This is a genomic window from Amycolatopsis sp. NPDC039088 (assembly GCF_055598845.1).
In genome coordinates this window covers 35,981-60,836 of record NZ_JBVKAE010000011.1, presented here as the reverse complement: position 1 = coordinate 60,836, position 24,856 = coordinate 35,981, and the positions used below count along the sequence as shown (strand labels likewise).

Sequence of the window (24,856 nt, the reverse complement as noted above, 5' to 3'; positions counted from 1 at the left end):
AGGAGAAGCCCATGATCAAAACAGCGGTCGCCCGCCTGCAGCTTGCCGTCCTCACGATCGGATGCGTCCTGCAGAAGCGCGGAGCGCAGTTCGTGCGCGAGGGAGAACGCGGCGACGAAAACATCACCAAAGCCATCTACGCCGTACTCGGTCTCGTGCTGGCCACCGCGATTGCCGGTGCGGTCACGGCGTTCGTGAACGGCAAGCTGCCGCTGATCGGAGGACAATGAACCTCCGGCGCCGCGCCGCCCGGCTGACCGGCGAGCGCGGTGACGAGAACGTGTCGGCAATCGTCGGCCTGAGCGCACTTCTCCTGATCACCTGGGTCGTCTTGCAAGCCGTTGTGCTCTTCCTGGGGCGGAACGTGGCCCTGGAAGCGGCGCGGGATGGTGTCAACGCCGCGCGCCTGCCTCCCGTCGACGTGGCGGCCGCTGAGCAGCACGCCCAGAGCTACGTCAGCCGGGTGACTGGCAGCTGGCTGTCCAATGTGAACGCCGAAGCTACCAGCGACGGTCGGAACGTCACCGTCGTCGTCACTGCCGAGGCCGCCTCGCTCGTACCGTTCGCGCGGTTCTCGGTGAGCCAACGTGCGTCCGGGCCGATCGAGCAGCTGACGCCATGAAGCGCGGGGATCGCGGCGATGTGAACGTCGAAGTCGTGATCGGCGTCTCGGCGCTGATCGTCCTTTTCGGACTCGCACTGGTCGGGATGCGGGTCATCACTGCGGACTCCGCGGTGGACGAGGCAGCCCGCTCCGCCGCACGCGTGGCTTCCATCGCCCGTGACGGCCATGCCGCGGCGTTGGTAGCCGAGGCACGGGCGCGAGCTGTAATCACTCAGCAGGGCTTGAACTGCGCCGAACTCAACATCGCCGTCGATGCTCGTGACTTCGCCAAGCCGCTCGGTGAGACCGGCTACGTGATCACCACTGTCAGCTGTCAGATCACGTTCGGCGATCTCATGTTCCCGGGTACGCGACTCGCTGCTTCCGAGTTCCGATCACCGATCGATCGCTATGGAGCCCGTCGATGATCCGCTTGCGTGGTGAACGCGGCTCCGTCTCGGTGTGGTTGGTCGGGCTGAGCCTTGCCCTGATCATCGCGATCGGGTGGGCGGTCGACGGCAGTCGCAAGGCCCAAGCCCATTCGGAGGCGACGTCGGTCGCCGAAGAGGCCGCGCGGGCAGCCGGGCAGACGCTCCGCGTACAGGCTCTTGCCGCTGGTCAGGTCGCTGACGTCAACCCGCAGCAAGCCGTCGCTGAAGCAGAGCGCTATCTCGCGGTGACAGGCACTGCCGGAACCGTGGCCGTCCAGGGCAACCGGATCGTCGTTGACACCACGATCACCAAGAACACGATCTTCCTTGGCATCGTTGGTGTTTCGGAGTTCTCCGTGCGCGGCCATGGTGCCGCCGAGCTGGTTTCCGACGGATAGGAGAGCTGCGATGAGAAGGTTCGCACGAATCCTCCTCGGCGTCTTGGGTCTGGTTCTGCTCGTCGTCGGGCCGCCGCTCTTCCTGTGGGCGTGCAGGTCGGTGTTCCTGCCGGACCACGTGCCGACCATCCACGAGGTCGTCGGCTGGATCACCGAGCGAGACAGCGGTCAGGTGTTCCTTTTCCTGGTGGCGATCGCCGGGATGATCGCCTGGTTGCAACTCGTTGTCGCCGTCGTACTCGAATGCGTCGCACTCGCGCGTGGAATGGTCGCGCCGCGACTGCCCGGCTTCCGCTGGGCTCAACGCCTCGTGGCCGGTGTCCTCTTCGGACTGCTGGTCGGTGCGACCGCCGCGGAGGCCTCGCAGTCTGCCGCCCCGCCTTCCATCGTCGCCCCGCAGGTCTCCGGACAAAGCAGCTACCAGACCTCGGATCAGGCAGAGCCTTCGCCTGTCGGCGGGTACACAGTCGTTCCAGGCGACTCACTGATGACCATCGCGGCCGAGCAGCTCGGCGACGAGAGCCGATACCAGGAGATCTTCGATCTGAACCAGGGCCGACGTCAGGCTGACGGCGAGGCTCTCCGCAGCATCGGCCTGATCAAGCCCGGTTGGCACCTCGCGCTGCCTGCCGGACCACTGTGCGTCGAGGTCGTCGTCGACGAAGGTGACACGCTGACTCAGATCGCTCGGAAGCACCTTGGCTCGGCCGCTCGGTACGTCGAGATCTTCGAACTCAACCGAGGTCGGCCGCTGCCTGGAGGCCGGATCTTGGACGACCCGGATCTGATCCATCCCGGCGACGTTCTTCGACTTCCCGGAGCGGCAACGCCTGACGCGGGTGGTGGATCAGCTTCCGCGGGTTCGGCCACAACTCCACCAGGCTGCGCACCCGAGGCGAATGCTGCGCCGGCGCCGCCAGTTCAGCCTGCGGAACCGAGCCCATCTCCGAGGGAACAGGCACCTGAGCCCGCCCCTGTCCAGGTACCTGTCGAGGTGGATGCCGACGCCGAAGGAAGCATCGCACCATTGCTTGCCGCCGGGTTTGGAGGTCTTCTGGCTGCAGGGGTACTCGCGATGCTCGCGCGACGGCGGATGCTGGCGCAACGACGTCGGCGACCAGGACACCGCTTCCGGCGGCGCCGATCCTCCGGCGAACTGGAAACCGCGCTACGGAAGGCTGAAGAACCGGCCACGGTCGAGATGCTCGATGCTTCCTTGCGCACCCTTGCCAGCCGCGTCCGCGAGGCAGGACACGATCTTCCGGCGATCCGTTCCGTAATCGTCGGCTCTCGAGGTGTCATTCTTCATCTGCGGCATCCGGGGAAGGCGCCCAAACCTTTTGTGACGGTCTCCGAAAACGTCTGGCGCCTGGACTCCTCCGCCGAACTAGTCGACGTTGAAGGAGCCGCGCCCTATCCGACGCTTGTCTCGCTAGGCCACGATATTCGTCGTGACCTGGTGCTGGTGAATCTCCACGAGGTCGGTGCGATCAGCTTCGCCGGTGCAGCCGAAGACGTCGAGGCTGTTCTGCTCGCGATGGCTTGGGAGCTGTCGGCGTCAGCCTGGGCCGACAGCCTCGTCGTCACGCTCGTTGGCTTCGGACAATCCACAGCCACGTACAACCCGGACCGGCTGCGGTACTTCGACACCGTCGACGAGGTACTGCAACTCTTCGAACGTCGCGCCGCACCTAGCTCGATGGCCGAGATCATTTTGTCCGCGTGCCCGTTCGACGCCGAGCAGCAGGAACGCATCGCCAGCCTGATGTCAGCGTCCAGTCTTGCCGCCGTCGTTTCGGCCGCATCACCGCAAGGCAAGCCGCCAGGCACATGGGAACTCGACGTCTCCATCAGACCTTCTCCTGTCGCAGCGTTGGGTCTCGACATCGATCTCCAGCGACTTTCCCCCGAACAGGCCGAAGGACTCGTCACCGCGCTCGCCGCTGCAGACGACATGGACCAGGAACCTGCCGATGACTTTCGAAATGTTCCACCCGAGCCCGACAAGCTGCCGGAGACTATTGAATCCGGTGAGCTTGCCGCTCGCGTTGAAGCTGACTCCAGACCCGAGCCAGCCGTCGGCCCCGAGCTTCGCCTTCTCGGCCCCGTCGGTCTGTACAATCTCGACTCGACGAAGGTCGAAGGCAAGAAGATCAACCGCTTGACTGAGCTCGCGGCTTTTCTTCTTCTCCATCCGGGCGCTACCGCGGACGAGATCTCCCGCCAGCTCGGAACTGACACTCAAGCTTGGTCCGCTTCTACTCGACAAGGATACATCTCGCGTCTGCGGACTTGGCTCGGCCGCGATCAGAATGGCGACCTCTATCTGCCGAACGTCGAAGCCAATGGTGGCGGCTACCGGCTCTCGAACTCGATGAGCAGTGACTGGCGCCGGTTTCAGCAACTCGCCGAGCTGGGGCTCAACGATGAGCCGGCTGCGCGCCGACACCACTTGGACGCGGCCCTCGATCTCGTCACAGGCATGCCCTTCAGCAACATCACTCAAGGCAGGTACGCCTGGAACTCTTGGTTCCAGCGCGAAATGATCGACTCCATCGTCGATGTAGCCCATGCACTAGTCGACACCTGCCAGAAGACAGACGACCTCTCCGGTGCGCGCCGAGCGGTGCTTCGTGGTCTGATCGCCGAACCGGTCAGCGAACTCTTGTACCGCGACCTACTGCGCGTGGAGTACCGGGCAGGCAACCTCGGTGCCGTGAAGGACACCGTGGACAAACTGGCAGAGCTCGCCACCGCGCTGGACGTCGAACTCGACGACGAAACCACCGCCCTCGTGAGTCAAGTGCTCAATCGCAAGGCCGCCCGACAGTAGGTGCGTACCTTAGGCGCGCGCTGGGGGCGAAGTAGCGCCCGGTCGCAGCGTGTATCTGGCTCTGAAGCTCCGCATCTGTCGACCTGCTTCCAGTCTTCTTACTCACGGGTTCGAATCGCTGGTCCGCTGATGCGGACAAATGACGCCTTAGCTGCCGTCTCAGGACTATCGAACGGGTTAATTGTCCCAGGTGAGGACAGGCTTACCGGTGTTCTACCTTGCCCTCACTGGAAAGCGCTGCGATAGGCATGGGTCTGTCCTCGTTCGAGGGTAAGAGCTCAAAGGAGAGAACATGTCATCCTCTGCAAAGATCCGCGCCTCACTGCTTGTGTGTGCCACGGTGTTGATGCTCGAAGTTGGTGTGAGTGGTACCAGCGTCGCTGCTGCCAGTAATAAGGAAGTGGCTGTCTCCGCCAAGTCGAGTCCTGAGCTGAGAGATCCGTGCGGCTACTTTCCCATGGGAATGTATCGCCACTGTGACGGTGGAACCGGATCGACGATCATGCTCGACGTCCAAGACTTCTGGGGAACAATCTTCCATGTCTGCGTGGGCCCAGGAGTCTCCGACCTGCAGTTCGGAATCCGCTGGCGCGTCGTCGACGCATGGTGGAACGGCGGCGTGGGCTGTATCCCAGGCTTCTACGGCGAAGCCTGAATCTGTCGCGTGGCGGGCGCTTGTCGCCCGCCACGTTTGGTAAGTATCAGCCTGCGAACCTCGATGTTATTCATTGCGGTGGGGCGAGCTCTCAACGTTGCTGGCCAACGTGGCCCCGGTTCTTCCGCGGAGGGGCGAACGAGCTGCCGCCGGACGATCGCAGCATCCCTGAGCTCCGACTCTCGGGCCTCGAATGACCGGTCCTGGAGGCCTCCAGCTCGCGCGGCAGAGGATCGAGTGTGGCTAGGCAGCTACGGTGGCGAGCTACGAGGAGGAGGTGACGTTCCCTCCGGCGTGCGGAGTGCCCACCAGTGTGAGGTCGCGGGGCCGGTAGCCGTCGAAGTAGGGCATCGGCAGGTGAGTGAGGACCAGCAGGATCGCAGCCAGCGCACCGAACCGCGGCAGGTCGAGTTCCCGCTTGTCCAAACGGAGCCACAGCACGAGTACGAAGTTGGTGATGAGCAGGAATCCCCAGCGTGCCTCGTCCCATCCGCCGAAGGCGAGCAGCATGGGTGCCACCACCGCGGTGAGTGGTACCAGAGTCGCCGCCGAAGGCCGGTGCAGCATCAGGAAACCGGCCACCACCACCAGCAGGATCGGCAGCAGGTAGAGCAGGACGTCGGTGATCGAGTAGAGCTGCCAGCTCTGCGCCTGGGTACGGTCGAACAGTTCGAGCGCGTCTTCGCGGTACGAGAAACCCGCGTTCGCCAGTACTTGCTGGAATCTCTGCACCGCACCTGCTTCGGCAGGCGGCACCGCCAGCACCACCAGTCCGGCGGCCGCGGACGGCGCGAGAACCGCGCAGGCTTTCCGGAACGGGAGCTTCCGCAGGACCATGAACCCGAAAACTGGAACCACCGTGAGCAGCGCGATTTCGTGTGTCAGCACGGAAGCCACCATCAGGGCACCGGCGAGTACCGGCCGGTTGCGGTGCAGTGCCCACAAAGCAGCGAACAGCAACAGGTACACCACCTGGTCGAGGTAGCCGACCTCGTGGAACAGGTAACCGCCGGTCGGCAGCAGCAGCCAGCCGATGACGAGAAATCGCCTGCTCACCGAAGAAGTCCGGAAGAACGCGACTACCAGTGCCGTCAGCATCATCCCCAGCACGGCGAAGGCGGCGACGGCGTACAACACGTAGTGGTACCCGAACAGCGACGCGAACGGCCGCAGCACGGTGCCGACGAGGAACCGGCGGTGAAACCCGTCGGTCAGCGAAACGGATTCGAGTGTGACAGCCCAGTCCGAAGGCAATCGGAATCCGGTGTAGCCCGCGAGCAGCAACACAACCACGAACATCATCGTGGCCACTCGTCGTGGCCAGTTTGCGAACGGGACCAGGCTGTTCCGGCGGTTTCCCGCCTGTGATCGTGGTATGTCGACTGGCTGTAATCGGGCGTGAGAGGGCGCGACAGGAATGGCGTCCATAAGAACAAAATCCTCGCGTGAGAAGGAAAAGATATCGAGAAGGCTCAGCGATTCACGACGGTCCGGCGGTAGTCACGGATTCCGGTGACGGCCAGGGCCGCTACAACCAGCCCGGCCAGGCTGACTTGGACGATCGCAAGCATGTCGAAAGTGATGATCCAGCGCTTCAGCATCAGAGTTTGGGTCACCACCAGCGCGATACACAGGGCCAGCGCCAGTGTCCACGCCGCCGTGCGCTGTTCGATGTGGCGCCGTAGAAGCAGGTATCCGGCACCAGCGATCGTGCACAGCCAGACGAGGGGGGACAGCCCGGCATGCCCGCTGAGGTCGCTCGCGAAGACGTACCCGGCTGTCACGGCGGCGACCAGACTTCCGCCGATGGCCCACCACCACGGGCGCGCCGGCGGCAGCGGGGCATCGGCATGGAACGCCAGCAGCAACAGCACCAGCGGAAGCCACTGCGGGGCGTAGTTCACGACGAGGTCCGGGCCGAGGCTGAGCGAGTACCTGGTCAGGCCCCAGAGCGCCCCGGCGGCCAGTATCGCCCCGGCGGCGATCCGCGCCGCGCGGCGCCACCCGTCCACCAGCAGTGCGAGCGGGACCAGGGCGGCCGCCAGCAGGATGAGGTCCCTGATCAGATCGGAACTCAGCGCGGCGTGCAGGACCGGGGGCAGGCCCACGCCAGGACGCGCGATCATGGGCCAGAGGTCGTTGCCGGCGTGGCCCGCGGATTTGAGCACGCCCCAGAGCAGGCCGAAGAGTACACCCGCCCGCACCAGGTCACCCACCGCGACCGTGCGGGAGGGCGCCGCCCGGCCCGCGAGCCGCGTCCGCACACCCAGTGCCAGCAGGGCCCACAGTTCGCTCCACAGTGCCGAGCGGGCCCGTTCGTCGTGCAGGTCGAGCAGGGTGCCGACCATCTCGTCGCCGCGTTCGGCGCGATACCAGACCGGGAGTACCCGCACCAGCGCGCGATACTGGGTCTCGGCGCCGATCATGCCCGCATCTCCGCCGCCTGGGGCCATTGGCCGCGGGCTCGCAACACCGTGCTGGCAGCGTCGACGTTCGCGGCCAGCCTGCGGGTCTGCTCGGCCAGTGCCGCGTTGCCTGCCCCGGTCAACCGGTAGTAGCGCCGGAGCCTGCCCTGGTGGATCTCCTCTCGGTCGTGCTCGGCCCAGCCGTCGGCGACCAGCCGGTCCAGCACGCCGTAGAGCGTGCCGACCCGCAGGCGCACCCGCCCCTCGGACAGCTCGTGCACCCGCTGGACGACTCCATAGCCATGCCGCGGCTCCTCTGCCAGCACGATCAGCATCAGGAACGTCTGCTCGGACATACCTCGCTCCGCCATGAGTCCATATATATCATGAACCGATATATAGCGGTGGGCGTTGCTTCGCTGCTCGCTGCCACTCTTGACCGAGACGCTGTACGAGCAGGTGCAACGCATCGTTCACGGTGGATCATCGAGCGAAGGACGACAGCGCGCACTCGAACGTGTGATTCGACTTGAGTGTGCCCTTGGGACACGGTGTTCACTGCATTCGGCGCGCACCATCGTCCGCTGTGGACGGTGCGATGGCGTCACCCCGAGGAGGAGCACTCAATGCGAAGTTCTGTCGTTGCCGTTCTCGCCGCCGCCCTGGTGGCGCCCCTCGCCCTGCCGGGCTTGGCTGCGGACGCGGCACCGGACCCGCCGGGCACTGTGACCTGGGGGAAGTGCCCCAGTGGCACACCTTTGGGGCCGCTGGAGTGTGGGACGCTGAAGGTTCCGCTGGATTACAACGACCGCGGTGGCAAGACGATCGACATCGCGATCTCGCGGATGGCCAGTGTCAAACCGGAGAAGCGTCGCGGTGTACTGCTGCTCAATTCCGGCGGACCGGGCGCCCCGGCGATGAACTACTCGATGATCTTGACCTATCTCGGGTTGCCGCAGAGCGTGCGGGACAGCTACGACGTGGTCGGCATGGATCCGCGTGGCGTCGGCTACAGCACCCCGGTGACCTGCGACATGCCGCCGGGGACGTCACAGACCGCCAACATCCCGGAATACGCGCTGGATTCGGCCGATGTCGCGAACCGCGCGAAGAGGATGGCCGAGACCGCCAAGAGATGCGGCTCCTCTTCGACGGCGTCGATCCTGCCGTATATGACCACCGCGAACACCGCACGTGACATCGACAAGGTCCGCGAGGCACTGGGTGAGCGGAAGCTCTCGTATCTCGGTGTCTCCTACGGCACTTACCTCGGCGCGGTTTACGCCACGATGTTCCCGAACCGCGGTGACCGGATCGTGCTCGACAGCTCGATGAGCGACGAAGGCAGCGGTCCCGAGGCCTCGCGCGGGTTCGGTCAGGGTGTCGAAGACAGGTTCCCGGATCTGGCGAAGTTCATCGCCGCTCACCCGGAGTACGGCCTTGGCGCCACGGCAGAACAGGCGAAGCTGAAGTACTACGAACTGGCCGCCCGGTTGGACGCGAAACCGATGGCGGACGGCTTCGACGGCAAGCAGTTCCGCAAGGGCACGTTCGAGCGGATGTACACCGACGCGGGCCTGCCCCAGGCGGCCGAGATGTGGCGTGCCGTCAACACCGGCAAGCCCGTGGAACCGCTGCCGGGAACGCCGCCGGCGCCGGACCAGCCTGCGGACAACGCCGCCGCCGCCCAGTTGGCGGTGCTCTGTAACGACCGGAACTGGCCGGAGTCGGTGGAGTTCTACCAACGTCAGGTCGAAACCGACCGGTTCCGGCACCCGATGTGGGGTGCGGGTGCGTCCAACATCTGGCCGTGTGCGTTCTGGCCGACCGAGCCGATCGAGCTCCCGGTGGAGATCACCGGCCGCGGGCCGTCGAACGTGCTCATCGTGCAGAACCTCCGAGACCCGTCCACCCCGTTGTCCGGTGCCGAGAAGATGCGTGCGGCCCTCGGTGACCGCGCCCGGATGATCACCGCCGACCAGGGCGGGCACGGTGCCTACCTCTACCAGAAGAACAAATGCCTCAACGACGCCACGACCGAGTACCTCGTCACCGGAAAGCGTCCGCCGAAGGATCTCGCGTGCGCGGCCGAGGGAACGTCTTGACGAAGGTGGCAGCAGGTAGTGTTCCGCTCGCCCGCTACGATGACAGCCGCAGCCGCCTCACGGTTTCCTTGCGTCACAACATGATCACCGCGGGGCGGCTGCCCTCGTCATCAGACTTCATCCGGATGAGTCAGCCGCTCCTCGGCCGCGCCCCGGGGTGCCAGAAGTTCCCGAGTGCTCCGGTAATCCGCAGTTCCTCGTTGTCGCCGAGTTCCGCGGGCCAGAGCTGAATCAATGCTTCCGCCGCCGCGCCGCGCCCGTTTATGGGCTCCGCGGCTTCCTGGGATGAGACCCGCACATGATAGCGAAGTCGATAGTCACCCGGTAGCAGATCCAGCGGGCTGGCCAGCGTCCTCGACCAGTCCAGTACCGCGGCCAGCCCGGTCGCGGACCGGTAGCCGAATTCGATGACGTCGTCGAATTCCTTGATCTTGTCATCCGGCTCGACGGGTTCGACCTCGATGGAGACCCGCGCCTGCTTCGCGGTCCACGGCACCTTCAGTTGCAGCTTTCCACCCGACGCGGTGGCCATCCCGGTCCAACTGGGGATCGCGAGGTTGATCAACGTGGTGTTCTCGCTGAGATAGAAGTACGGGTACTGCGTATCGAGAACGCAGTCGACCCGATCAGGGTCCGCTGCTGGGACATCGCTGGCTGACATGTTCCCAGATATACGGCGTGCCACTATTTCACACGGGGTACCGGAAACAATTCGGCACTTCTGTCAGCGAGTTCTGGCCGAATGCACACCTCGCTTGGCTTCCTGCCAACAACTTCAGGTTTCGGGGATGCGGATCTCGCGTTCGCGTAGGCCGCGGTCGATGCAGGCGGGATTGACCCTTTCGTCACGCGAGCCGAGGTAGGGCAGGCCCGATTCTGGACGCCGGAGAGGTTTCACTGTCCACAAGGGACACCACCGGGCGATTGGGCGTCCGGTTGATGCCGCTGTATACGTTTCTGTGCGGGGTCGTGAGTGATAATGAGGGTTATAATAGAACGACCCAAATCACTCACGACCCCCTCTCGAAACCGGGCACAGTTGACTCGAAAAGCGTCCCTTATAGACGGTCAGAAGCAGGGTGAGGCCTTTTGCGTGAGCCCGCTCCCGCCGGGGCCACCACGACACGTTCGCCCTGTCCCGCTCCAGCGGCGGAGCCGACCAGCAGTTATGCGACTTTGCCGGGACCCTGGCCGGGGAGGGAGGAATGGGTCAGTCCAGTCCGGAGATATCCGCACGCCTGGTCGAGACCTTGATGTCGTCGTACCAGGCGTAGCTGTCGTTCCGCGGGGCGAACTTCGTGGTGGCGCCGCCCGCGAAGCTGTCGAAGTACGCCTTGTCCACTTGGTCGTCGTTGGTGACGAAGCGCAGGCCGGTCACTTCCGCGGCCCGCTCGCCGTTGTAGAAGACCTCGATCTCGCCGTCGCGGTTGGCCTGGCCATCCGTGACACTGTTGACCCTGACCCGCTGTACGATGTGGACCCACTCGCCCTTCGGCCAGTGAACGATCGAGTCGTTCCTCTTCAGTGAGACGTAGTCGCCGTACTGATCCTGCTTGTCCATGTGGTAGTAGTACAACGCCGCCTCACCGCTCGCGGTCCGCCAGATGAAGCGGGAGCTGAAGCCGTTGGTGCCGTCACAGGTCTGGCCGCCGGAGCACGACGCCCCGCCCGCGAGTCCGATCCCGACCTTGCCCGCGTATTCCGTGGTCCCCCAACTGAAGCCCTTGTCGAATCTGACCCACATGGACACGTAGTACTCGCGCGACTTCTCCAGTTCGAAGGGCGCTTGCGCGCCGGATTCCTCCGGTCCGATCTTCCCCTTGGGGTACTTGACCCGCAGGGACTTTTCGCCACTGTGCGCCGGGACGGTGTCGTCGATCAGGGTCCGCTCATCCATGCCAAGAGACCAGGGTGCGGTCCAGCCGTCCTTGCTCCAGTTTCCGAGCGAGTACGGTTTACCCACCGGTGGGCGCTCGAAAGTGTTCTCCAAGTAGGCATTGGCTTTGGCCGGTTCAGGGGAGGAGCCCAGGTCGAGGTGGCCGACCACTGGGATCAGCGTGAGCGCGGCCGTGGCACTGGTGATGACCGCCATCCATTTCAACGTCGTTCCTCGCTTCGGGTCTTGTTCGATCGGATCGCTGGCCCAGGGAGGCGTGACCTCGGGCAGCGCGCGGAGCAGGCAGGTGCGGGGCCGGTGTTCCCGAACAGCTAGGAACGCTGGCTCCACCTCAGGGAAGCCGGCACTCGGAGTCGTTCGCGGCGTTCGCTACCCACCTGATATTGCGAAATGTGGCGTCGAAAGAACCGGTCGAATTCAGCAGGAACGGAACTTCGACGAGATTGGGGTTCAGGCCGTTGTTGACGAAGCAGCTCAACGGAATGACGACCGTTCGATGTTCACCCGCGCGAAGGTTCTTGAATATCGGGGTCGTGTCGACCTTGCCCTCGCACGGAAGCCCACACTGCGCACTCACAGCCGTCGAACCGTCCGGCGGTTGGTGCACCTGCATGTCGAACACCAGCGCCCCACGCTGATCAGTGTAGGACGACAGGTCCACGAATTGCTTCACCGACTGCAGGTAAACCTGCCCTGAGGAGCCGCCCTGCCACGTCACGTGCAACCCGTCCTCGATGCGCGCCTTGATCACCGGATCCGCTGCTTCACCGAGAATTTCTTTGCTGCGCCTTTTGCCCTCGTCCGAGTGGATGAATCCGCGGTAGGGCTTGACGAGTGCGTCGCTCAAGAACACCCGTGGTTCGGTGGGGGATGTGACGTTGCTCGATGAGCCGTCTGTCGCACCTGCTTGCGGAGAGCTCGTAGGCGAATCACGAAAGCCGGGGTAGTACACCGTCAGGGCGATGACGCCGACCAGGGCGAGCACCGCGCCTACCGCCGTCACGATGGTGCCCGACCTGCGTAGCTTGCGCTTTGCCGACTTCGGCTCTCGTTCGAGTGCGTTGGTTACCGATACCCGTTCGGACGTCGGTTTCTCCGCGACCGGGCTCGAGTGGAGTTGGGCGGCCGCCGCGGCTGCGCCGAGCGCCACTGTGAACTTCGGGTGTTGCGCCACTCGAACCGGCTTGCCGAAGGCCTCTGAGATCAGCTGGGCCACCAGCGGGATCCGCGATGAACCACCCGCGAGCAAGACAGCGGACAGGTCGTCGCCGCTCAAGCCCGCGGACGCAACCGTCCGCCGCAATGCGCTGACGCTCAGTTCCACCGAGGGCCGGATCACCGTGTTGAACTCCCGACGGGTGATCGTCAGCTCCCGTGGCCCCGACGGCAGAGGCACGGTCACTGTCGCGTCGGGCTCGATCGACAGCTTGATCTTGGTGCGCACGCAAAGCCCGCGAATCGCGTCCAGCGCTTGGGCGGAAGACGGGTCGGCCGGATCGAGATGAGTGATCGCGCCGTCGAGTCGCGCGTCGAAGTGGGACAGCAGGGCGTCGTCGAAGTCGATGCCACCCATGTGCTCGATGCCTTCGGGTGTGCCGAGTATCTCCATGTCGTCGGCGCGCATGCGCAGCACGGTGGTGTCGAGTGTGCCGCCGCCGAGGTCGTAGACGGCGACGACCTCGCCGTCGCCGAGGGTGCGTTCGCGGCTGTAGTGCGTGGCCGCTGCCTCGGGCTCGGTGATCAGGTGTGCGTTCTGGAGGCCGGCCAGTCTGGGTACCTCGGCGAATTGCTCGCGCCGGTAGGGCCCCCACACTGCCGGGTAGGTCAGTGCGACCGATGTGGGCGCGCTACCCATCGATCGGGTGATCTGGTCGAGCACGTCACGGAGCTGGGCGGCCATCAGTGCGGTCGGTGAGTAGGCCGAGCCGCCGAGCAGTAGCGGTGTCGGGTCGCCGATCCGCCGCTTGAAACCGCGTCCGATCCGGTCCGGGCTGATGGCGGCCTGCTCGGCGGCCGCGCCGGTCAGCAGTGTCCCGTCCAGCGCGTGGTAGACCATTGAGGGCACGACGATGGCCGGGGACAGCGGCACCATTCTCGTACCTGCGTCGTCGCTGATGGCGGCCGAGGTGAACGTGGTGCCCAGGTCTACGCCCAGCGCGTACGGCACGACACCTCCAGCGCTTGTTTCGATGCTCGCTTTGCTGGCCCAGGCCCGAGAAACGCCTGGTGCCGCGGCAATCGGAAACCGCCGTGGCCGATCGTCGATCTGGCGGGTCTCCGCGCCATGAAGTCCTCCTCGCGAAACCGGGCCGACCGAAGCCGACTGTGCCTCGACGGAACACCATGCCCCTACGGCACAGTCAACTATCGCAACCTCAAGACTGGCCTAAGTGGTCACCACCGGAAGTCCTTCGGGGTCTCGACGGCCCAGCTTCCCGCTGGACGCACGGCCGCGAGGCCCGAGTACAACCCGGTACGAGGACCTCGCGGCCGCACGCCCAGCGGAAACCTGGATCCGCCGAATACCCCCGAAGGACTTCCGATGGCAACCACTAAGCGAGCTGCGTGATAGTAAGGGAAAGTCTCGACGTTCGACGTCGGCGGAGGCATTTCATGTCTCTTGGGACAGCAGACTCTGGCCGATCGTCACCAACCGCAAGCTCCGGGAGTTCATCGGTCGGGGCCCGGCGGTGCGGTGACTTGCCGCAAGGCCGACGAAGCGCGCTCTTTGGCCGGAAACTCTTCCCGCAACAGCCAACCTGGCTACGCCGCCCGCCTTTGTCCACCCTTGATGACGGCGTCAGCGATGGAGCGCTCCTCTTTCGATCGCGGTGACGATCTGCCGGGCGAGTAACAGGAACACGCAGATCACCGGAAGTACGGCGAGGGTCGCTCCGGTCAGCATCAGGGCGTAGTCGGTGAAGTATCCGCTCGCCAGGTGTGCGAGAGCGACCTGGACGGTCGGATTCTCGTTGGGGTCCAGCACGATCAGTGGCCAGAAGAAGTCGTTCCAGGCCGTCATGAACGTGAGCATGCCGAGTACGGCGGCCTGAGGCCGGATCGCGGGTACCGCGACCTGCCAGAACATGCGCGGGAGGGAGCAGCCGTCGATCCTGGCCGCGTCGACGAGTTCGGTGGAGATGGATTCCTCGCAGGCCTGCCGCATCCAGAACACACTGAACGCGCTCACCAGACCGGGCACGATCACCGCCTCGAGCCTGCCATACCAGCCGAGCTCGCCGACCACCAGGTACAGCGGGATGACGCCGAGCTGTGCCGGCACGAGCATCGTGCCGACGACGACCGGGAACAGCGTGTTCCGCCCGGGAAACCGCAGGTGCGCGAAGGCGAACCCGGCCAGGCTGGACAGGACCACATTGGACACCATCACGGTGACCGACACGATGAGCGAGTTCTGGATGGCCAGCCAGAAGTCGACCGTGTCGAAGACCGCGCGGATGTTCTCGACCAGGTGGCCGCCGGGCACGAGCGGCGGCGAACTCTCGCCGATCGCCGCGTTTCCCCGCGAGGCCACTACGAACGACCAGTACAGCGGAAACACCGACGCGGCCAGCACCGCGACGAGCATCCCGTAACCGAGGAACCCCGGCCGCTTCTCGCGCGCTGTCATGGCTGCCCGATGAAGCGCCCGACGAGCCGGAAGTTCACCATCGCGAAGGCTCCACACAGCACGAACAACAGCCACGCGACCGCGGCGGCGTAGCCCGCGTCGAGCCTGCCGAAGCCCTGCTCGTACAGGTACATGACCAAAGTCTGGAACTGCCGGTCGTTGCCTCCAGTGCCGGACAGGCCCGACGAGTCGAACAGCTGCGGCTCCGTGAACAGCTGAAGGCCGCCGATCGTCGAGGCGATCACGGTGAACACGATCGTCGGCCGGATTCCGGGAACGGTCACCGACCAGAACGTCCGCCAGCGCGAGGCACCGTCGAGCTCGGCGGCTTCGTACAGCGCCTTCGGCACGGCACGCATCGCGGCCAGGTAGATGAGCGCGTTGTATCCGCACCAGCGCCACATGACCATGGATGCGATGGCGAGGTGGGACGACCAGGTATGCGACGACCACTGCACAGGGTCGATTCCGACCAGGCCGAGCAGCCAGTTGACGACGCCGTAGTCGTGGGCGAACAGCTGCGTGAACACGAGCGCCACGGCCACGACCGAGACGACGTGGGGCAGCAGCACACCCGCCCGCCACCCTGTGCCGGCCCGCAACGGCCGGTCCAGTAGCGCGGCGACGCCGAGTGCGCCGAACAGTTGGGGCACGGTGGCGAGCACGAAGATGCTGACGGTGTTGAACAGCGCGTTGTAGAAGTCCGGGTCACTCAGCAGCGTCGTGAAGTTGGTGATCCATACGAACCCTTCGTCGCCGTTGACGAGATGCCAATCGTGCAGCGAAATCCACGCTGTGTAGCCGATCGGGAACAGGCCGAAGACGCCGAAGATCACGAAGAAGGGTGCCACGAACAGGAGTGGCGAGCCCCTTCCGTCCCAGCGTCGCGGCCTTTTCCTGGTCATTTCGACAGTACGCCTCGCGCGCCGGCGACCGCTTGATCCCATGCCTGCGGGACGGTTTGCTTCTTGTCCTCGACCCTGCCGAGCGCCTTGCCGAACTCGGGACGTACCTCCGCGTCCCGCAGCCCGCGATAGTTGGGCCGTAGTTCGTCGGCCGCCGCCGCGAACAGCCTGCCGACCGGTGCATCGCTGAAGTACGGGTCCGTGTTGTCGAGCACCTCCGGCGCCTGGTAGGCCTGCGGCTCGCTGGGCAGGATCCCGGCCTCGAGGAACAGCCTCTTCTGCTGCTCGGGCGCGGTCAGCCACTGGGCGAGTTCATAGGCCCGCTCGGCGTGCTCGTTCTGCGCCGGCACGGTCAGGAACGAGCCGCCCTGGCTGCCCCCTTGTCCCGGCACCCTCGCGACGTCCCACTTGCCCGAGTTCTCCGGACCGCCCGCCTCCTCTATCATCGTCAGCATCCACGACGGGCAGGCGATCGTCGCGAACGAGCCCTGCTTGATCGCCACGTTCCACTCCTGCGTGTACGTGGTGACACCGGCGGTCTGGCCCTTGTCCGCGATGGCGCCGGACACGTCGAACGCCCGCTTCACGCTCGGGTTGGTGTCGGCGATGAACGAGTCGTCCTTGACGGAGAAGTAATTCTCCGTCGACTGGTTCAGCATGGCCGTGTAGACCGTGCCCGCCGAATCGGTGAACTTGACATCGGCCATCGCGGCACTGAATCGGTCGCCGGTCTTCGCGAAGTCCTCCCACGTGGGCCACAGCTTGCCGACCTCGTCACGGTTGGTCGGCAGCCCGGCCCGCTCGAAGTGGTCACGGCGGTAGCACATGGCGAGGCTGCCCATGTCCGTGCCGAGCCCGAGGACGAAGTTGCCGTTGTCCGTGACCGCCTGCTGCCACTTCCACGGGGACCACCGGCCCGCGAGGTCCTTGGCACCGTGGTCCGCGAGGTTGACGAACTTGTCCTTCGACTGCAGGAACTGGGGGATGTACTGTTCTTCGATCGCGACGATGTCCGCGGCTCCCCGGTCGGTGGCCAGCTGCGTGATCAGTCCTTTGTGGTGCGAGTCGAAGTCCGCGACCCTGCTCTCGATCCGCACGTCCGGGTGCAGCTTCTCGTACTGCTCGAACAACGGCCCGTAGCCGAACTCGCCGAAGGTCGCCACCGTCAGCGTGGTCTTGCCGTCCTCGGCGCTGCTCGCGCATCCGGTCAGCACCAGCGATGCCGCCGCCATGAGGGCCAGGGCTCGCTTCCGCCTGAGTGTGAACACGATTCCTCTTCTCCGTCGCGTACCGCTTGCCTGAAGCGGTCCCGTGTCTCCGGTGCTCGCTGGTTCACCGGCGCCGGTGACAATGCCCGAACGCACCCGGGAATCTGAACAAAAGGGCACAGATTTGTTCAGGACACTGGATGGTGCCGGTGCGCAAGGTGTAGGCGACGGTATGCGACCGGTTGCGCAGGTGCAGCCTGGTCGTCATCCCGTACCACGGCACCGGCCACCTCCGCGAGCCGATCGCCCGTCGCCGCGGCCTTCGGCACGACGGCGGCCACCCGCAGCCCACGCAGCGGCTCGAGGTGCTCCGCGCGAACCTGGTTGGTGACCAGAACCCGGTGAGACGCCTGGTGGTCTGTTCGATGGGGACTATGCGGAGCGACCGCCTGCCAGGCATGTTAGCGGCCAGGCGGTCCCTGGGCTTCCGGCGTCGCGATCGACAATGTCAAGTCAGATCCCCATGACCCTGCCCTTCCGCGCCTCGACTTGACCACCTTCGCGAGTGGCGGCACCACGATGCGAAGTCCGCGGACCACGTACCGATCGGCCATATCGCCGAAATGCGGAAGCAATTAAAGTGTGCCCGATATTCGAACCGTTCTGACCGAAAGTCTCTAGCGGGCGAAGTCGTGATCTGAGATAGTGTGAAAATCACTGACACGTACTATCAAGCCTTGCCATCGCGATGAATAAGAAAGACTGTTCGGGTATGTACATCGATCGATAGTTGATGAACTTCAATTTATTGCTACTCGCTACTCGGGGGTTCGCGAATTGAGCCGTGTCGTTCACCAATTGTCCTTGAACGAGAATCACTGGCCGATGTTGCCTGGAGTGCGGGAGGCATTGGCGAAGTCGCTGCCCTCGGTCAACCTGACCGGTGACGCCCTCGCTGCACGACTGGAGTCACGGCTGGCCGACGAACTCGGCACCGAGCCCGGCCGGGTCGTCGCCGGCGCCGGGTCCGGTGCGTTGCTGCAGCAGTTCCTCGCCGCGCACTGCGAACCCGACAGCGCGGTAGTGCACACTTGGCCGTCGTTCGAACTGTACCCGCTCTTGATCCGCAACGCGGGAGCCGAGCCCATCGCGGTACCCGGTGATGCCGACGACCGTCAGAATCTGGACGCCGTCGTCGAGGCCGTCTCCGACCGGACTCGAGTCGTTCTGCTGTGCAACCCGAACAACCCGACAGGCGAGGTGCTCGATTCCCGCCAGCTGACCACCTTGCTCGATGCCTTGCCACCGCACGTGCTCGTACTCGTCGACGAGGCTTATCGGGAATTCGCCGATCCCGGTTCCATCGCAGATGCGACAACGTTGAGCGAAGACGACCAGAGGATCGCGGTGGTGCGCACGTTCTCAAAATCACACGGTCTCATCGGATTACGTGTCGGCTACGTCGTGGGTGCCGAGGAGGTGGTGGGCCCGTTGCGCCGGACGACACCGTTTCATCGCGTGTCCACTCCCGCCCAGGCAGCCGCCTTGGCCGCGCTCGACGCGGGCGAACGCATGCGTGACCAGTGTCGTGAAGTGGCCGCCGAACGCGACCGGGTCCTTTTCGGACTGCGCGACCTCGGTTTCGACGTTCCCGCGAGCGGGGGAAACTACCTCTGGGTCCGGCTCGGTGCGCGTAACCAGGACTTCGTCGCCCACCTGGCCGCATGTGGGGTAGCGGTCCGGGAGATCGCCGGAGCAGGGGTGCGCGTGAGCACAGGCGTTCCGGAGGCCAACGACATCGTGATCGAGGCTGCTCGCCGTTTCGCCGCGGAGACGGTTCGATGACCGGCACGACACGCGAGGCGGCAGGAGAGCATTTCGCCACGATCCGCGATGCGCTCGTCCGTCGCCGCGATCGATCCGACGACCGCTTCGAGGAACTGACCTGGTATGCCATGTCGGCACCGGGGAAACTGTTGCGCCCGTTGACGCTCATAGCCGCCGCGGAAGCGGTCGGCGGCACCGCCGACGCCGTGCTTCCGGCCGCCGTGTCGCTCGAGCACCTGCACGTGGCGTCGCTGGTACACGACGACATCATCGACGGTGACGACCTGCGGCGTGGCCGCCCTTCGGTTCATGCGCGCTATGGCGTGGCCGACGCCATAGTGGCCGGTGATGCCCTGCTCTTCGACGTTTTCGCGGCTGTCACCGAATGTTCCGCGCCGTCCGGCACGGTGGCGTCCGTCGTCGCCGAATTCGCTCGCGCCGGCACTGATCTATGTCGTGGTCAGGCACTCGAGTCGGCCTTGGTCTCGCCGGCCGCCGACCTGACGGACTACCTCGAAGTCGCCGAGTTGAAGACCGGCGCGTTGTTCCGAGCCGCGGGCAGGGCGGGCGCGCTGCTCGGTGGTGGAACCGCCGAGCAGATCGACCTGCTCGGTGATTACGGCCGGGACATCGGCGTGGCCTTCCAGATGCACGACGACTGCCTGCCCTACCTGGATTCTCCCGATCGCGCGGGAAAACCCGCGGTCAGTGACGCCGCCAATCTCCGGCCGACCTGGCCGGTGCTGATCGCGTATCGCGACGGCGGTCCGGAGCACCGCCAGGCCGTCGAGACCGCGCTGTCGGGAACCCTTGCCCCCGAAGAAACGCTCAAGTTGCTGCGTACTTCCGTACTGGGAAGCGGCGCGTTGCGGACCGCGTACGAGGGCGCCCGGGAGCGGACCCGCGGCGCGGTCGCGCGGTTGAGCGAGCTGCCGCGGACAGCCGCGATGGCGCGGCTGGTCGAGATCGCCGAAATCGCCGTCGATCGTGACAGCTGAGGTGCCGGTGCCGCAGCGAGTCCGCGAACAGGTGACGGCCCATTGGCAGACCTGGCGGCCGTACACGACGCCCTACCCGGCGTTGCTCGGGCTCGCGGGCACGCTGGTCGCAGGCGGACGCGAGCCCGTCGAACTCCTGGTAGCGGTGCTCGCCCCGGTTCTGGGGTGGCTCTCCGGGCATTACCTCGGCGACCATTTCGACCGGCACCTGGACGCGATCGCGAAACCGCAGCGGCCGATCCCGTCCGGCCGGATGTCGCCCGCCGTGGCACTGGTCTGCGGGATCGGCTGCGCTGCCGCGTCACTGGCGATCGCGGTCGCGGTCAACTGGCGCATTCTGCCGGTCTTCGTACTGGCGATGGCCGGCATCATCGCCTACAGCGCGTTGTTCAAAAGAATGGGGCTCGCCGGGAATCTGAGCCGCGGGATGCTGTCAGCGCTCGCGGTGGCAATCGGTGCGATGACCGCGACGCCTTGGCCGCCGTGGGCGCTCGCCCCGGTGGCACTGGGATTTCTGTTGCACGACACCGCTTCCAACTTGATCGGCACGATCCGTGACGTCGACGGTGACCGGGCGGGCGGCTACCGGTCGGTGCCCGTCCGGCACGGCGTGGTGGTGGCGGTGCGGCTCGCGACCGGGTTATGGGTCGCGGGGATGGTCTCCGTGGGCGCGGGGGCGTTCGTCGCGGAATCGCCGAACGCGTATCTCGTATCGCTCGCTGTCGCTGCCGTGCTCGGCGTCCGCGCTTTCGTTGTCGCGAGCCCGATCGCGCTCACGCCGAGGCGGGCGCTGCGGTCACACGAGTTGCTGGTCGTCGAGCGGCTCGTGCTCGCGGGGGCGGTTATCGCCGGCGCGGCCGGTCTTTCCGCCGCCCTCCTCTCTCTGGTGCCGGCGCTCGCCTTCTCGATTATCACGCAGGCCCGGATGAGGGCCCGTCACGAGTTCCCCGCCGGGAACGGAAAGGACAAGCCGTGACCTCGGTCCACACCGGAACCGGACGGAACGAGGCGGAGCTTTCGGCCGCCATCACAGAGGGCGCGGAACAACTGTTGCGGGCGCAACGGCCGGACGGGGTCTTCGACTACGGCGCGAGCACCCTCCGGTCCACGCTCGCGACAGCGGGGGCGATTACCGCGCTGCACTTCGCGGACCCGCGCGGCAATGCCGATCTGATCGAGGCTGGTGCCGACCGGCTCCGCCGCACCCAGGGCGACGACGGTGGCTGGGCGATGGTGCCCGGCCTGGACAGCGAACCCGGCCCGACCGCGGTGTCGGCGGCCGCGCTGCATCTCGTAGACCAAGACGGCAGCGCCGAGCAGGTGGCCGCGGGACGCCGGTGGATGACCGAGTACGGGGGTTTGGAGGCGATCCCGCATCCGGAGGTCGTCTTGTGGTGCCGCCAGTTCTACGGCATGGCGGGCTGGCTGGCGCAGCGGGACATGCGGCGCTTCCCGCTGGAGCTGGCGTTATTGCCGGGGTTGTACCGGCGTCTGTTCGACCTGCGGCTGCCGATGGCGTCGGCACTCGGTCTCGCGCAGACCCGGCACCGTCCACAGTCCCGCGGGCACCGCCTGCTGACCCGGTTGGCCGAGCCGAACGCGCTCAAGGGAATTCGCCAGGCGTTCGAGCACGAAGGTTCGGCCGGATCGTGGTCGGAGGACGCCTGGGTGACCGGTCTCGTCTGTATCGGATTGGCACGGGCGGGACTGGGCCAGGACATGGTCGACGCGGCCGTCGGCTGGCTGCGGCGCACCATGCGTCCCGACGGTTCGTGGACGACGACCCCGTTGGACGCGGCTTGGACGATGTACGCCGTCCGAGGACTGGTGGAGGCTGGCTATCGCGACGATCCCCGGCTCGCGGTGTCTCGAGACCTGCTGGTGAGTCTTCAACAGGACCGGCCTTTTCAAGCGTTCGGCTGTCCTCCGGGGTTCTGGGGCTGGTCCGGTGCCCACGGCTGGCCCGCGGTGCTGGAAACCGGCGAAATCGTCTCCGCGCTGACCCGGTTGCCCGGTACCGGACAGGCCGAGGCCGTCCGTCGGGGCGTCACCTGGCTCAGCGGCCGCCAGGACAGCCGCGGTTCCTGGGGCCTCTGCGTCCGCAACACCAAAGTCGCCAACAGCGGCCCCTGCCCGATGACGACCGCACAGGCCGTAGACGCCATGCTCGACGCCGGAGTTCCCGTCGGCGACCGTCGGATCCGCCGGGCGCTGCGCTGGCTGGGCCGGGCGCAATTGCCGGACGGGAGCTACGAATCCGTCTGGTACCGCGAACACACGATGGGTACCGCCGCGGTGCTGGAGACCTTCGCCCGGTGCGGGCGGGCCGGCGGTGACCCCGCGGTGCGGGCGCGGGCGTGGCTGATCTCGGCCCGCAACGCCGACGGGTCCTGGGGCGACGGCCACGGGACTCCCGGGTCTGTCGAAGAGACGGGCTGGGCGGTGTCGTCGTTGCTGGCCGCGGGCGCGGAGCCCGCCTCGGTGGCGGACGGTGTGCGCTGGCTCCTCGACACGCGCCTGCCCGACGGCGGATGGCAGCCGCAGCCGGTGCACGAGTACGTCCGCCGGGTCAGCCGCTACGCCAACCCCGGCTTCACCCAAGGAATGGCGCTGCGTGCTTTGGGCAGGTACCGGGAGGCGGGTCGATGAGCGGATATGACGTCGTCGTCTGCGGCGCGGGAGTGGCGGGACTCGCCGCCGCGTGCGCGCTGGGCGGGCTCGGGCATCGCGTTCTCGTGCTCGAGAAACGGCTCGTGCCCCCGCCTGTCGCCAAAGGGGAGGTTCTGCAGCCGGGTTCGCTGGCGATCCTGCGGAAGTGGGGGGTGACCGATCGACTCGACCGGGCGGGCGCGTTACGGCTGTCGAAGCTGGTCGCTCGCGCGGCCGATGGACGGCCGCGAATGACTCTCGACTACAGCCGGCTTCCGGCCGGCCAGCCGTGGTTGCTGGCCCACGACTACCCGGTGATCCTCGAAGCACTGGCCGACGCGCTCCCGTCCGGTGTCGAAGTGCGCCGCGGGGTGGTGTTCGGCGAACCGCTGTGGACAGCGGGCAGGGTGACCGGAGTGCGGAGCGACGAAGGCGACGTATCCGCCCCGCTGGTTGTCGCGGCCGACGGGATCTCTTCGCGCCTGCGCACGGCGGCGGGGCTCAGCGTCGAACGCCGCGACTACCCACACCGTATGGCGGCGTTCGAACTCTACGACGTCGACACCGTGGAACGGGATTTCTCGGCCTATGTCACCGAAGGCGGGCTGCGGCTGCACTACCCGCTGCCCGGCAGGCGTGTCCGGCTCTACGTCCAGGTCGGGCCGGACGAACTGCGGGGTCTCGACAAGGACGGGTTGGGCAGGTGGGCCGAGCAGGTAGTCGGCGGCTGTCCCGGCCTGACCCCGATCGCCGCGGCATTCCGCGCCGCTCTGGCGCGGAAACAAGTACTGCCCGTGTCCCGATCGCTGGCCGAATCCTTGGTGGCGCCCGGAATCGCCTTGGTGGGCGAGAGTGGGCATTCGGTGCATCCGATGGCCGCGCAAGGGATGAACAGCGCGATCGCCGACGCTCACGAACTGGCCACGATGCTGCGCCAGGGTGGTTCGCTGACCGCCGAGGTCCTCGACCACGCACTGCGCCGCTACGACAGCGCCCGCCGGGTCGACCTCGGCCACATCGGGCGCACCAGCCATAACGCGGCCCGGATGATCACCAGCCGGAGTTGGCTCGGTCAGCGCGCGTTGACCGGGACGGGCGGCAACGATCGCATTCGCCACGAAGTGATGCACACGATGTCCGGACTCGGGGTGCGACGACTGACTCCACTCGACCGGCTGCACCAGATCGGGCTGCCCGATCCGCGTTCTGCCCGGCTGCCCACCTGGGTCCGGACTGATCCCGCCTCCTCGGAACACGACGGCGCCGAGGAGGCGGTGTGATCAGCTCAGCTCCGCGCGTACTCCAGAATCACCAGGCCGTTCGCGCCGTCCAGACGTTCGCGCCGCACCAGCCCGGCCCCGGCGGCCAGCTTGTCGAAGTCCTCCGGCCGCCGTTCCCGGCCGCCCAGCAGGGCCAGCGACTGCAGGTCGAACGAGGAGTTGTTCTTGGCGTGCTCTTCACCGGCGAGGACCTCGACCGCCAGAACCCGTCCGTCGTCACCGATCGCTTCCGCACAGCGGCCCAGTATCCGGCGGGCGTCCACATCGGACCAGTCGGTGAGCACCCGCGACACGATCACGACGTCGTAGCCGGTCGGCAGCGGGTCGAAGAAACTTCCGCCGACGAACTCGGCCCGGCCACCGAGTCCGCTGCCGTGGAGGAATTCCTCGGCCTCGGGCCGGACTTCGGGCAGATCCAGTACCGCCCCGGTCAGTCGTGGATGCGCCGTCAGTATCGCCGCCAGCAACGCCCCGGTGCCGCCGCCGACGTCGAGAACACTCGACACCGTGCTCCAGTCCCGGCTGCCGGCGACCTCCGGACCGGTCTGCCAGGCGAAGCCGGCCATAGTGGCGCCGAAGAACAACCGCAGCCGTTCGTCGGCACGGTAGTCCGACCAGAAATCCGTGCCGTGTACGGCTCCGTAAGCCGACGCCCCGGTGCGGACGGAATGCAGCATCCCGCTGTAGGCCAGATCCATTTTCTGCCCCGGGCCCTCCGCGTCGAGCCACGAGCGCAGCAGGGCGTTGCGGTCATCCAGCAGTGCCCGCGATACCGGCGTGAGCACGTGCTCGCCCGGCGAGGACTCGCTGAACACCCCAACCGCCACGAGGTGCCGGAGCAACCGGGCGAGCGCCGCCGGGTCGGCTCCGGACGCCTGTGCCAGTTCCGCCGTCGTGGTGCGCCCGTCACGGACGTGTTCGGGCAACCTCAGTGCGACCGAGGCCCGCACCGCGAACGGCGTGACCAGGTCGATGAGAGCGGCGAGAGCGGCGGTGCCGTCCGCGTGATCTGTGTGCTGAGCGGTCACGT

The 24,856-nt window shown here is 66.3% G+C and carries 22 protein-coding genes; 12 read left to right on the top strand and 10 right to left on the bottom strand.

Annotated elements, in window-relative coordinates:
• Nucleotides 1-11 precede the first annotated feature (11 nt).
• The 6 genes from ACZ7KI_RS16275 to ACZ7KI_RS16250 all read left to right on the top strand — a co-directional run bounded on the left by ACZ7KI_RS16275 (nucleotide 12) and on the right by ACZ7KI_RS16250 (nucleotide 4,921).
• Nucleotides 12-230 (top strand): hypothetical protein, encoded by a 219-nt coding sequence (locus ACZ7KI_RS16275; RefSeq protein WP_470273925.1) that lies wholly within the window; start codon nucleotides 12-14, stop codon nucleotides 228-230.
• Nucleotides 227-622, top strand: a complete 396-nt coding sequence (locus tag ACZ7KI_RS16270) for a hypothetical protein (RefSeq protein ID WP_470273924.1) — start codon at nucleotides 227-229, stop codon at nucleotides 620-622. The genes ACZ7KI_RS16275 and ACZ7KI_RS16270 overlap by 4 nt, the downstream gene beginning before the upstream one ends.
• Nucleotides 623-657: 35 nt before the next feature.
• Entirely contained in the window at nucleotides 658-1,032 is a 375-nt protein-coding gene (locus tag ACZ7KI_RS16265) for a hypothetical protein (RefSeq protein ID WP_470273923.1), read from the top strand.
• Nucleotides 1,029-1,433: a pilus assembly protein TadG-related protein gene (locus tag ACZ7KI_RS16260; protein ID WP_470273922.1), complete on the top strand. Its 405-nt coding sequence runs from the start codon at nucleotides 1,029-1,031 to the stop codon at nucleotides 1,431-1,433. The genes ACZ7KI_RS16265 and ACZ7KI_RS16260 overlap by 4 nt, the downstream gene beginning before the upstream one ends.
• Before the next feature lie 10 nt (nucleotides 1,434-1,443).
• On the top strand, nucleotides 1,444-4,266 hold the full coding sequence (locus tag ACZ7KI_RS16255; protein ID WP_470273921.1) for a LysM peptidoglycan-binding domain-containing protein: 2,823 nt from the start codon (nucleotides 1,444-1,446) through the stop codon (nucleotides 4,264-4,266).
• A 292-nt stretch (nucleotides 4,267-4,558) separates the two neighbouring features.
• Nucleotides 4,559-4,921, top strand: a complete 363-nt coding sequence (locus tag ACZ7KI_RS16250; RefSeq protein WP_470273920.1) for a DUF6355 family natural product biosynthesis protein — start codon at nucleotides 4,559-4,561, stop codon at nucleotides 4,919-4,921.
• A 264-nt stretch (nucleotides 4,922-5,185) separates the two neighbouring features.
• Here the strand turns inward: ACZ7KI_RS16250 and ACZ7KI_RS16245 are convergent, their stop codons facing one another.
• The 3 genes from ACZ7KI_RS16245 to ACZ7KI_RS16235 form a co-directional block, all read right to left on the bottom strand.
• Nucleotides 5,186-6,223 (bottom strand): hypothetical protein, encoded by a 1,038-nt coding sequence (locus ACZ7KI_RS16245; RefSeq protein ID WP_470273919.1) that lies wholly within the window; start codon nucleotides 6,221-6,223, stop codon nucleotides 5,186-5,188.
• A gap of 170 nt (nucleotides 6,224-6,393) precedes the next feature.
• Nucleotides 6,394-7,347, bottom strand: coding sequence for a hypothetical protein (locus ACZ7KI_RS16240; RefSeq protein ID WP_470273918.1), 954 nt, complete (start codon nucleotides 7,345-7,347; stop codon nucleotides 6,394-6,396).
• Nucleotides 7,344-7,682, bottom strand: a complete 339-nt coding sequence (locus ACZ7KI_RS16235) for a PadR family transcriptional regulator (RefSeq protein WP_470273917.1) — start codon at nucleotides 7,680-7,682, stop codon at nucleotides 7,344-7,346. Before ACZ7KI_RS16235 ends, ACZ7KI_RS16240 begins: the two co-directional genes overlap by 4 nt.
• 270 nt (nucleotides 7,683-7,952) lie before the next feature.
• Here ACZ7KI_RS16235 and ACZ7KI_RS16230 point away from each other — a divergent pair, with 270 nt between their 5' ends.
• Nucleotides 7,953-9,431 carry an alpha/beta hydrolase gene (locus ACZ7KI_RS16230; protein WP_470273916.1) on the top strand — a complete coding sequence of 493 codons (1,479 nt, stop codon included), beginning with the start codon at nucleotides 7,953-7,955 and terminating at the stop codon, nucleotides 9,429-9,431.
• 130 nt (nucleotides 9,432-9,561) lie between these two features.
• Here ACZ7KI_RS16230 and ACZ7KI_RS16225 read toward each other — a convergent pair whose 3' ends face one another.
• From ACZ7KI_RS16225 to ACZ7KI_RS16200, 6 genes are all read right to left on the bottom strand, one after another.
• Nucleotides 9,562-10,092, bottom strand: a complete 531-nt coding sequence (locus ACZ7KI_RS16225) for a hypothetical protein (RefSeq protein WP_470273915.1) — start codon at nucleotides 10,090-10,092, stop codon at nucleotides 9,562-9,564.
• 549 nt (nucleotides 10,093-10,641) lie between these two features.
• Nucleotides 10,642-11,523: a polysaccharide lyase gene (locus ACZ7KI_RS16220; protein ID WP_470273914.1), complete on the bottom strand. Its 882-nt coding sequence runs from the start codon at nucleotides 11,521-11,523 to the stop codon at nucleotides 10,642-10,644.
• Nucleotides 11,524-11,659: 136 nt separating this feature from the next.
• Nucleotides 11,660-13,495: an Hsp70 family protein gene (locus tag ACZ7KI_RS16215; RefSeq protein ID WP_470273913.1), complete on the bottom strand. Its 1,836-nt coding sequence runs from the start codon at nucleotides 13,493-13,495 to the stop codon at nucleotides 11,660-11,662.
• Between the two features lie 633 nt (nucleotides 13,496-14,128).
• Nucleotides 14,129-14,959 (bottom strand): carbohydrate ABC transporter permease, encoded by an 831-nt coding sequence (locus ACZ7KI_RS16210; RefSeq protein ID WP_470273912.1) that lies wholly within the window; start codon nucleotides 14,957-14,959, stop codon nucleotides 14,129-14,131.
• Entirely contained in the window at nucleotides 14,956-15,864 is a 909-nt protein-coding gene (locus ACZ7KI_RS16205; protein ID WP_470273911.1) for a carbohydrate ABC transporter permease, read from the bottom strand. The genes ACZ7KI_RS16210 and ACZ7KI_RS16205 overlap by 4 nt, the downstream gene beginning before the upstream one ends.
• On the bottom strand, nucleotides 15,861-17,096 hold the full coding sequence (locus tag ACZ7KI_RS16200) for an ABC transporter substrate-binding protein (protein WP_470274079.1): 1,236 nt from the start codon (nucleotides 17,094-17,096) through the stop codon (nucleotides 15,861-15,863). Before ACZ7KI_RS16200 ends, ACZ7KI_RS16205 begins: the two co-directional genes overlap by 4 nt.
• 840 nt (nucleotides 17,097-17,936) lie before the next feature.
• Between ACZ7KI_RS16200 and ACZ7KI_RS16195 the strand changes: the two genes are divergently transcribed.
• Genes ACZ7KI_RS16195 through ACZ7KI_RS16175 form a run of 5 tightly spaced genes read left to right on the top strand, consistent with a single transcriptional unit; the run spans nucleotide 17,937 to nucleotide 23,826 of the window.
• Nucleotides 17,937-18,917, top strand: a complete 981-nt coding sequence (locus tag ACZ7KI_RS16195; RefSeq protein WP_470273910.1) for an aminotransferase class I/II-fold pyridoxal phosphate-dependent enzyme — start codon at nucleotides 17,937-17,939, stop codon at nucleotides 18,915-18,917.
• Nucleotides 18,914-19,897 (top strand): polyprenyl synthetase family protein, encoded by a 984-nt coding sequence (locus ACZ7KI_RS16190; RefSeq protein ID WP_470273909.1) that lies wholly within the window; start codon nucleotides 18,914-18,916, stop codon nucleotides 19,895-19,897. The genes ACZ7KI_RS16195 and ACZ7KI_RS16190 overlap by 4 nt, the downstream gene beginning before the upstream one ends.
• A 7-nt stretch (nucleotides 19,898-19,904) precedes the next feature.
• On the top strand, nucleotides 19,905-20,873 hold the full coding sequence (locus ACZ7KI_RS16185; protein WP_470273908.1) for a UbiA family prenyltransferase: 969 nt from the start codon (nucleotides 19,905-19,907) through the stop codon (nucleotides 20,871-20,873).
• Nucleotides 20,870-22,546, top strand: coding sequence for a prenyltransferase/squalene oxidase repeat-containing protein (locus ACZ7KI_RS16180; RefSeq protein ID WP_470273907.1), 1,677 nt, complete (start codon nucleotides 20,870-20,872; stop codon nucleotides 22,544-22,546). The genes ACZ7KI_RS16185 and ACZ7KI_RS16180 overlap by 4 nt, the downstream gene beginning before the upstream one ends.
• Entirely contained in the window at nucleotides 22,543-23,826 is a 1,284-nt protein-coding gene (locus ACZ7KI_RS16175) for an FAD-dependent oxidoreductase (RefSeq protein WP_470273906.1), read from the top strand. The genes ACZ7KI_RS16180 and ACZ7KI_RS16175 overlap by 4 nt, the downstream gene beginning before the upstream one ends.
• 5 nt (nucleotides 23,827-23,831) lie before the next feature.
• Here the strand turns inward: ACZ7KI_RS16175 and ACZ7KI_RS16170 are convergent, their stop codons facing one another.
• Entirely contained in the window at nucleotides 23,832-24,854 is a 1,023-nt protein-coding gene (locus ACZ7KI_RS16170) for a methyltransferase (RefSeq protein WP_470273905.1), read from the bottom strand.
• Nucleotides 24,855-24,856: the final 2 nt, after the last annotated feature.

Excerpts from the sequence above, each read along its gene's own strand:
- ACZ7KI_RS16250 (WP_470273920.1), top strand. The coding sequence starts at position 4,559 with ATGTCATCCTCTGCAAAGATCCGCGCCTCACTGCTTGTGTGTGCCACG.
- ACZ7KI_RS16220 (WP_470273914.1), bottom strand. The coding sequence starts at position 11,523 with ATGGCGGTCATCACCAGTGCCACGGCCGCGCTCACGCTGATCCCAGTG.
- ACZ7KI_RS16205 (WP_470273911.1), bottom strand. The coding sequence starts at position 15,864 with ATGACCAGGAAAAGGCCGCGACGCTGGGACGGAAGGGGCTCGCCACTC.
- ACZ7KI_RS16175 (WP_470273906.1), top strand. The coding sequence starts at position 22,543 with ATGAGCGGATATGACGTCGTCGTCTGCGGCGCGGGAGTGGCGGGACTC.
- ACZ7KI_RS16230 (WP_470273916.1), top strand. The coding sequence starts at position 7,953 with ATGCGAAGTTCTGTCGTTGCCGTTCTCGCCGCCGCCCTGGTGGCGCCC.
- ACZ7KI_RS16235 (WP_470273917.1), bottom strand. The coding sequence starts at position 7,682 with ATGTCCGAGCAGACGTTCCTGATGCTGATCGTGCTGGCAGAGGAGCCG.
- ACZ7KI_RS16260 (WP_470273922.1), top strand. The coding sequence starts at position 1,029 with ATGATCCGCTTGCGTGGTGAACGCGGCTCCGTCTCGGTGTGGTTGGTC.
- ACZ7KI_RS16190 (WP_470273909.1), top strand. The coding sequence starts at position 18,914 with ATGACCGGCACGACACGCGAGGCGGCAGGAGAGCATTTCGCCACGATC.
- ACZ7KI_RS16240 (WP_470273918.1), bottom strand. The coding sequence starts at position 7,347 with ATGATCGGCGCCGAGACCCAGTATCGCGCGCTGGTGCGGGTACTCCCG.
- ACZ7KI_RS16245 (WP_470273919.1), bottom strand. The coding sequence starts at position 6,223 with ATGATGTTCGTGGTTGTGTTGCTGCTCGCGGGCTACACCGGATTCCGA.
- ACZ7KI_RS16225 (WP_470273915.1), bottom strand. The coding sequence starts at position 10,092 with ATGTCAGCCAGCGATGTCCCAGCAGCGGACCCTGATCGGGTCGACTGC.
- ACZ7KI_RS16200 (WP_470274079.1), bottom strand. The coding sequence starts at position 17,096 with ATGGCGGCGGCATCGCTGGTGCTGACCGGATGCGCGAGCAGCGCCGAG.
- ACZ7KI_RS16210 (WP_470273912.1), bottom strand. The coding sequence starts at position 14,959 with ATGACAGCGCGCGAGAAGCGGCCGGGGTTCCTCGGTTACGGGATGCTC.
- ACZ7KI_RS16270 (WP_470273924.1), top strand. The coding sequence starts at position 227 with ATGAACCTCCGGCGCCGCGCCGCCCGGCTGACCGGCGAGCGCGGTGAC.
- ACZ7KI_RS16255 (WP_470273921.1), top strand. The coding sequence starts at position 1,444 with ATGAGAAGGTTCGCACGAATCCTCCTCGGCGTCTTGGGTCTGGTTCTG.
- ACZ7KI_RS16275 (WP_470273925.1), top strand. The coding sequence starts at position 12 with ATGATCAAAACAGCGGTCGCCCGCCTGCAGCTTGCCGTCCTCACGATC.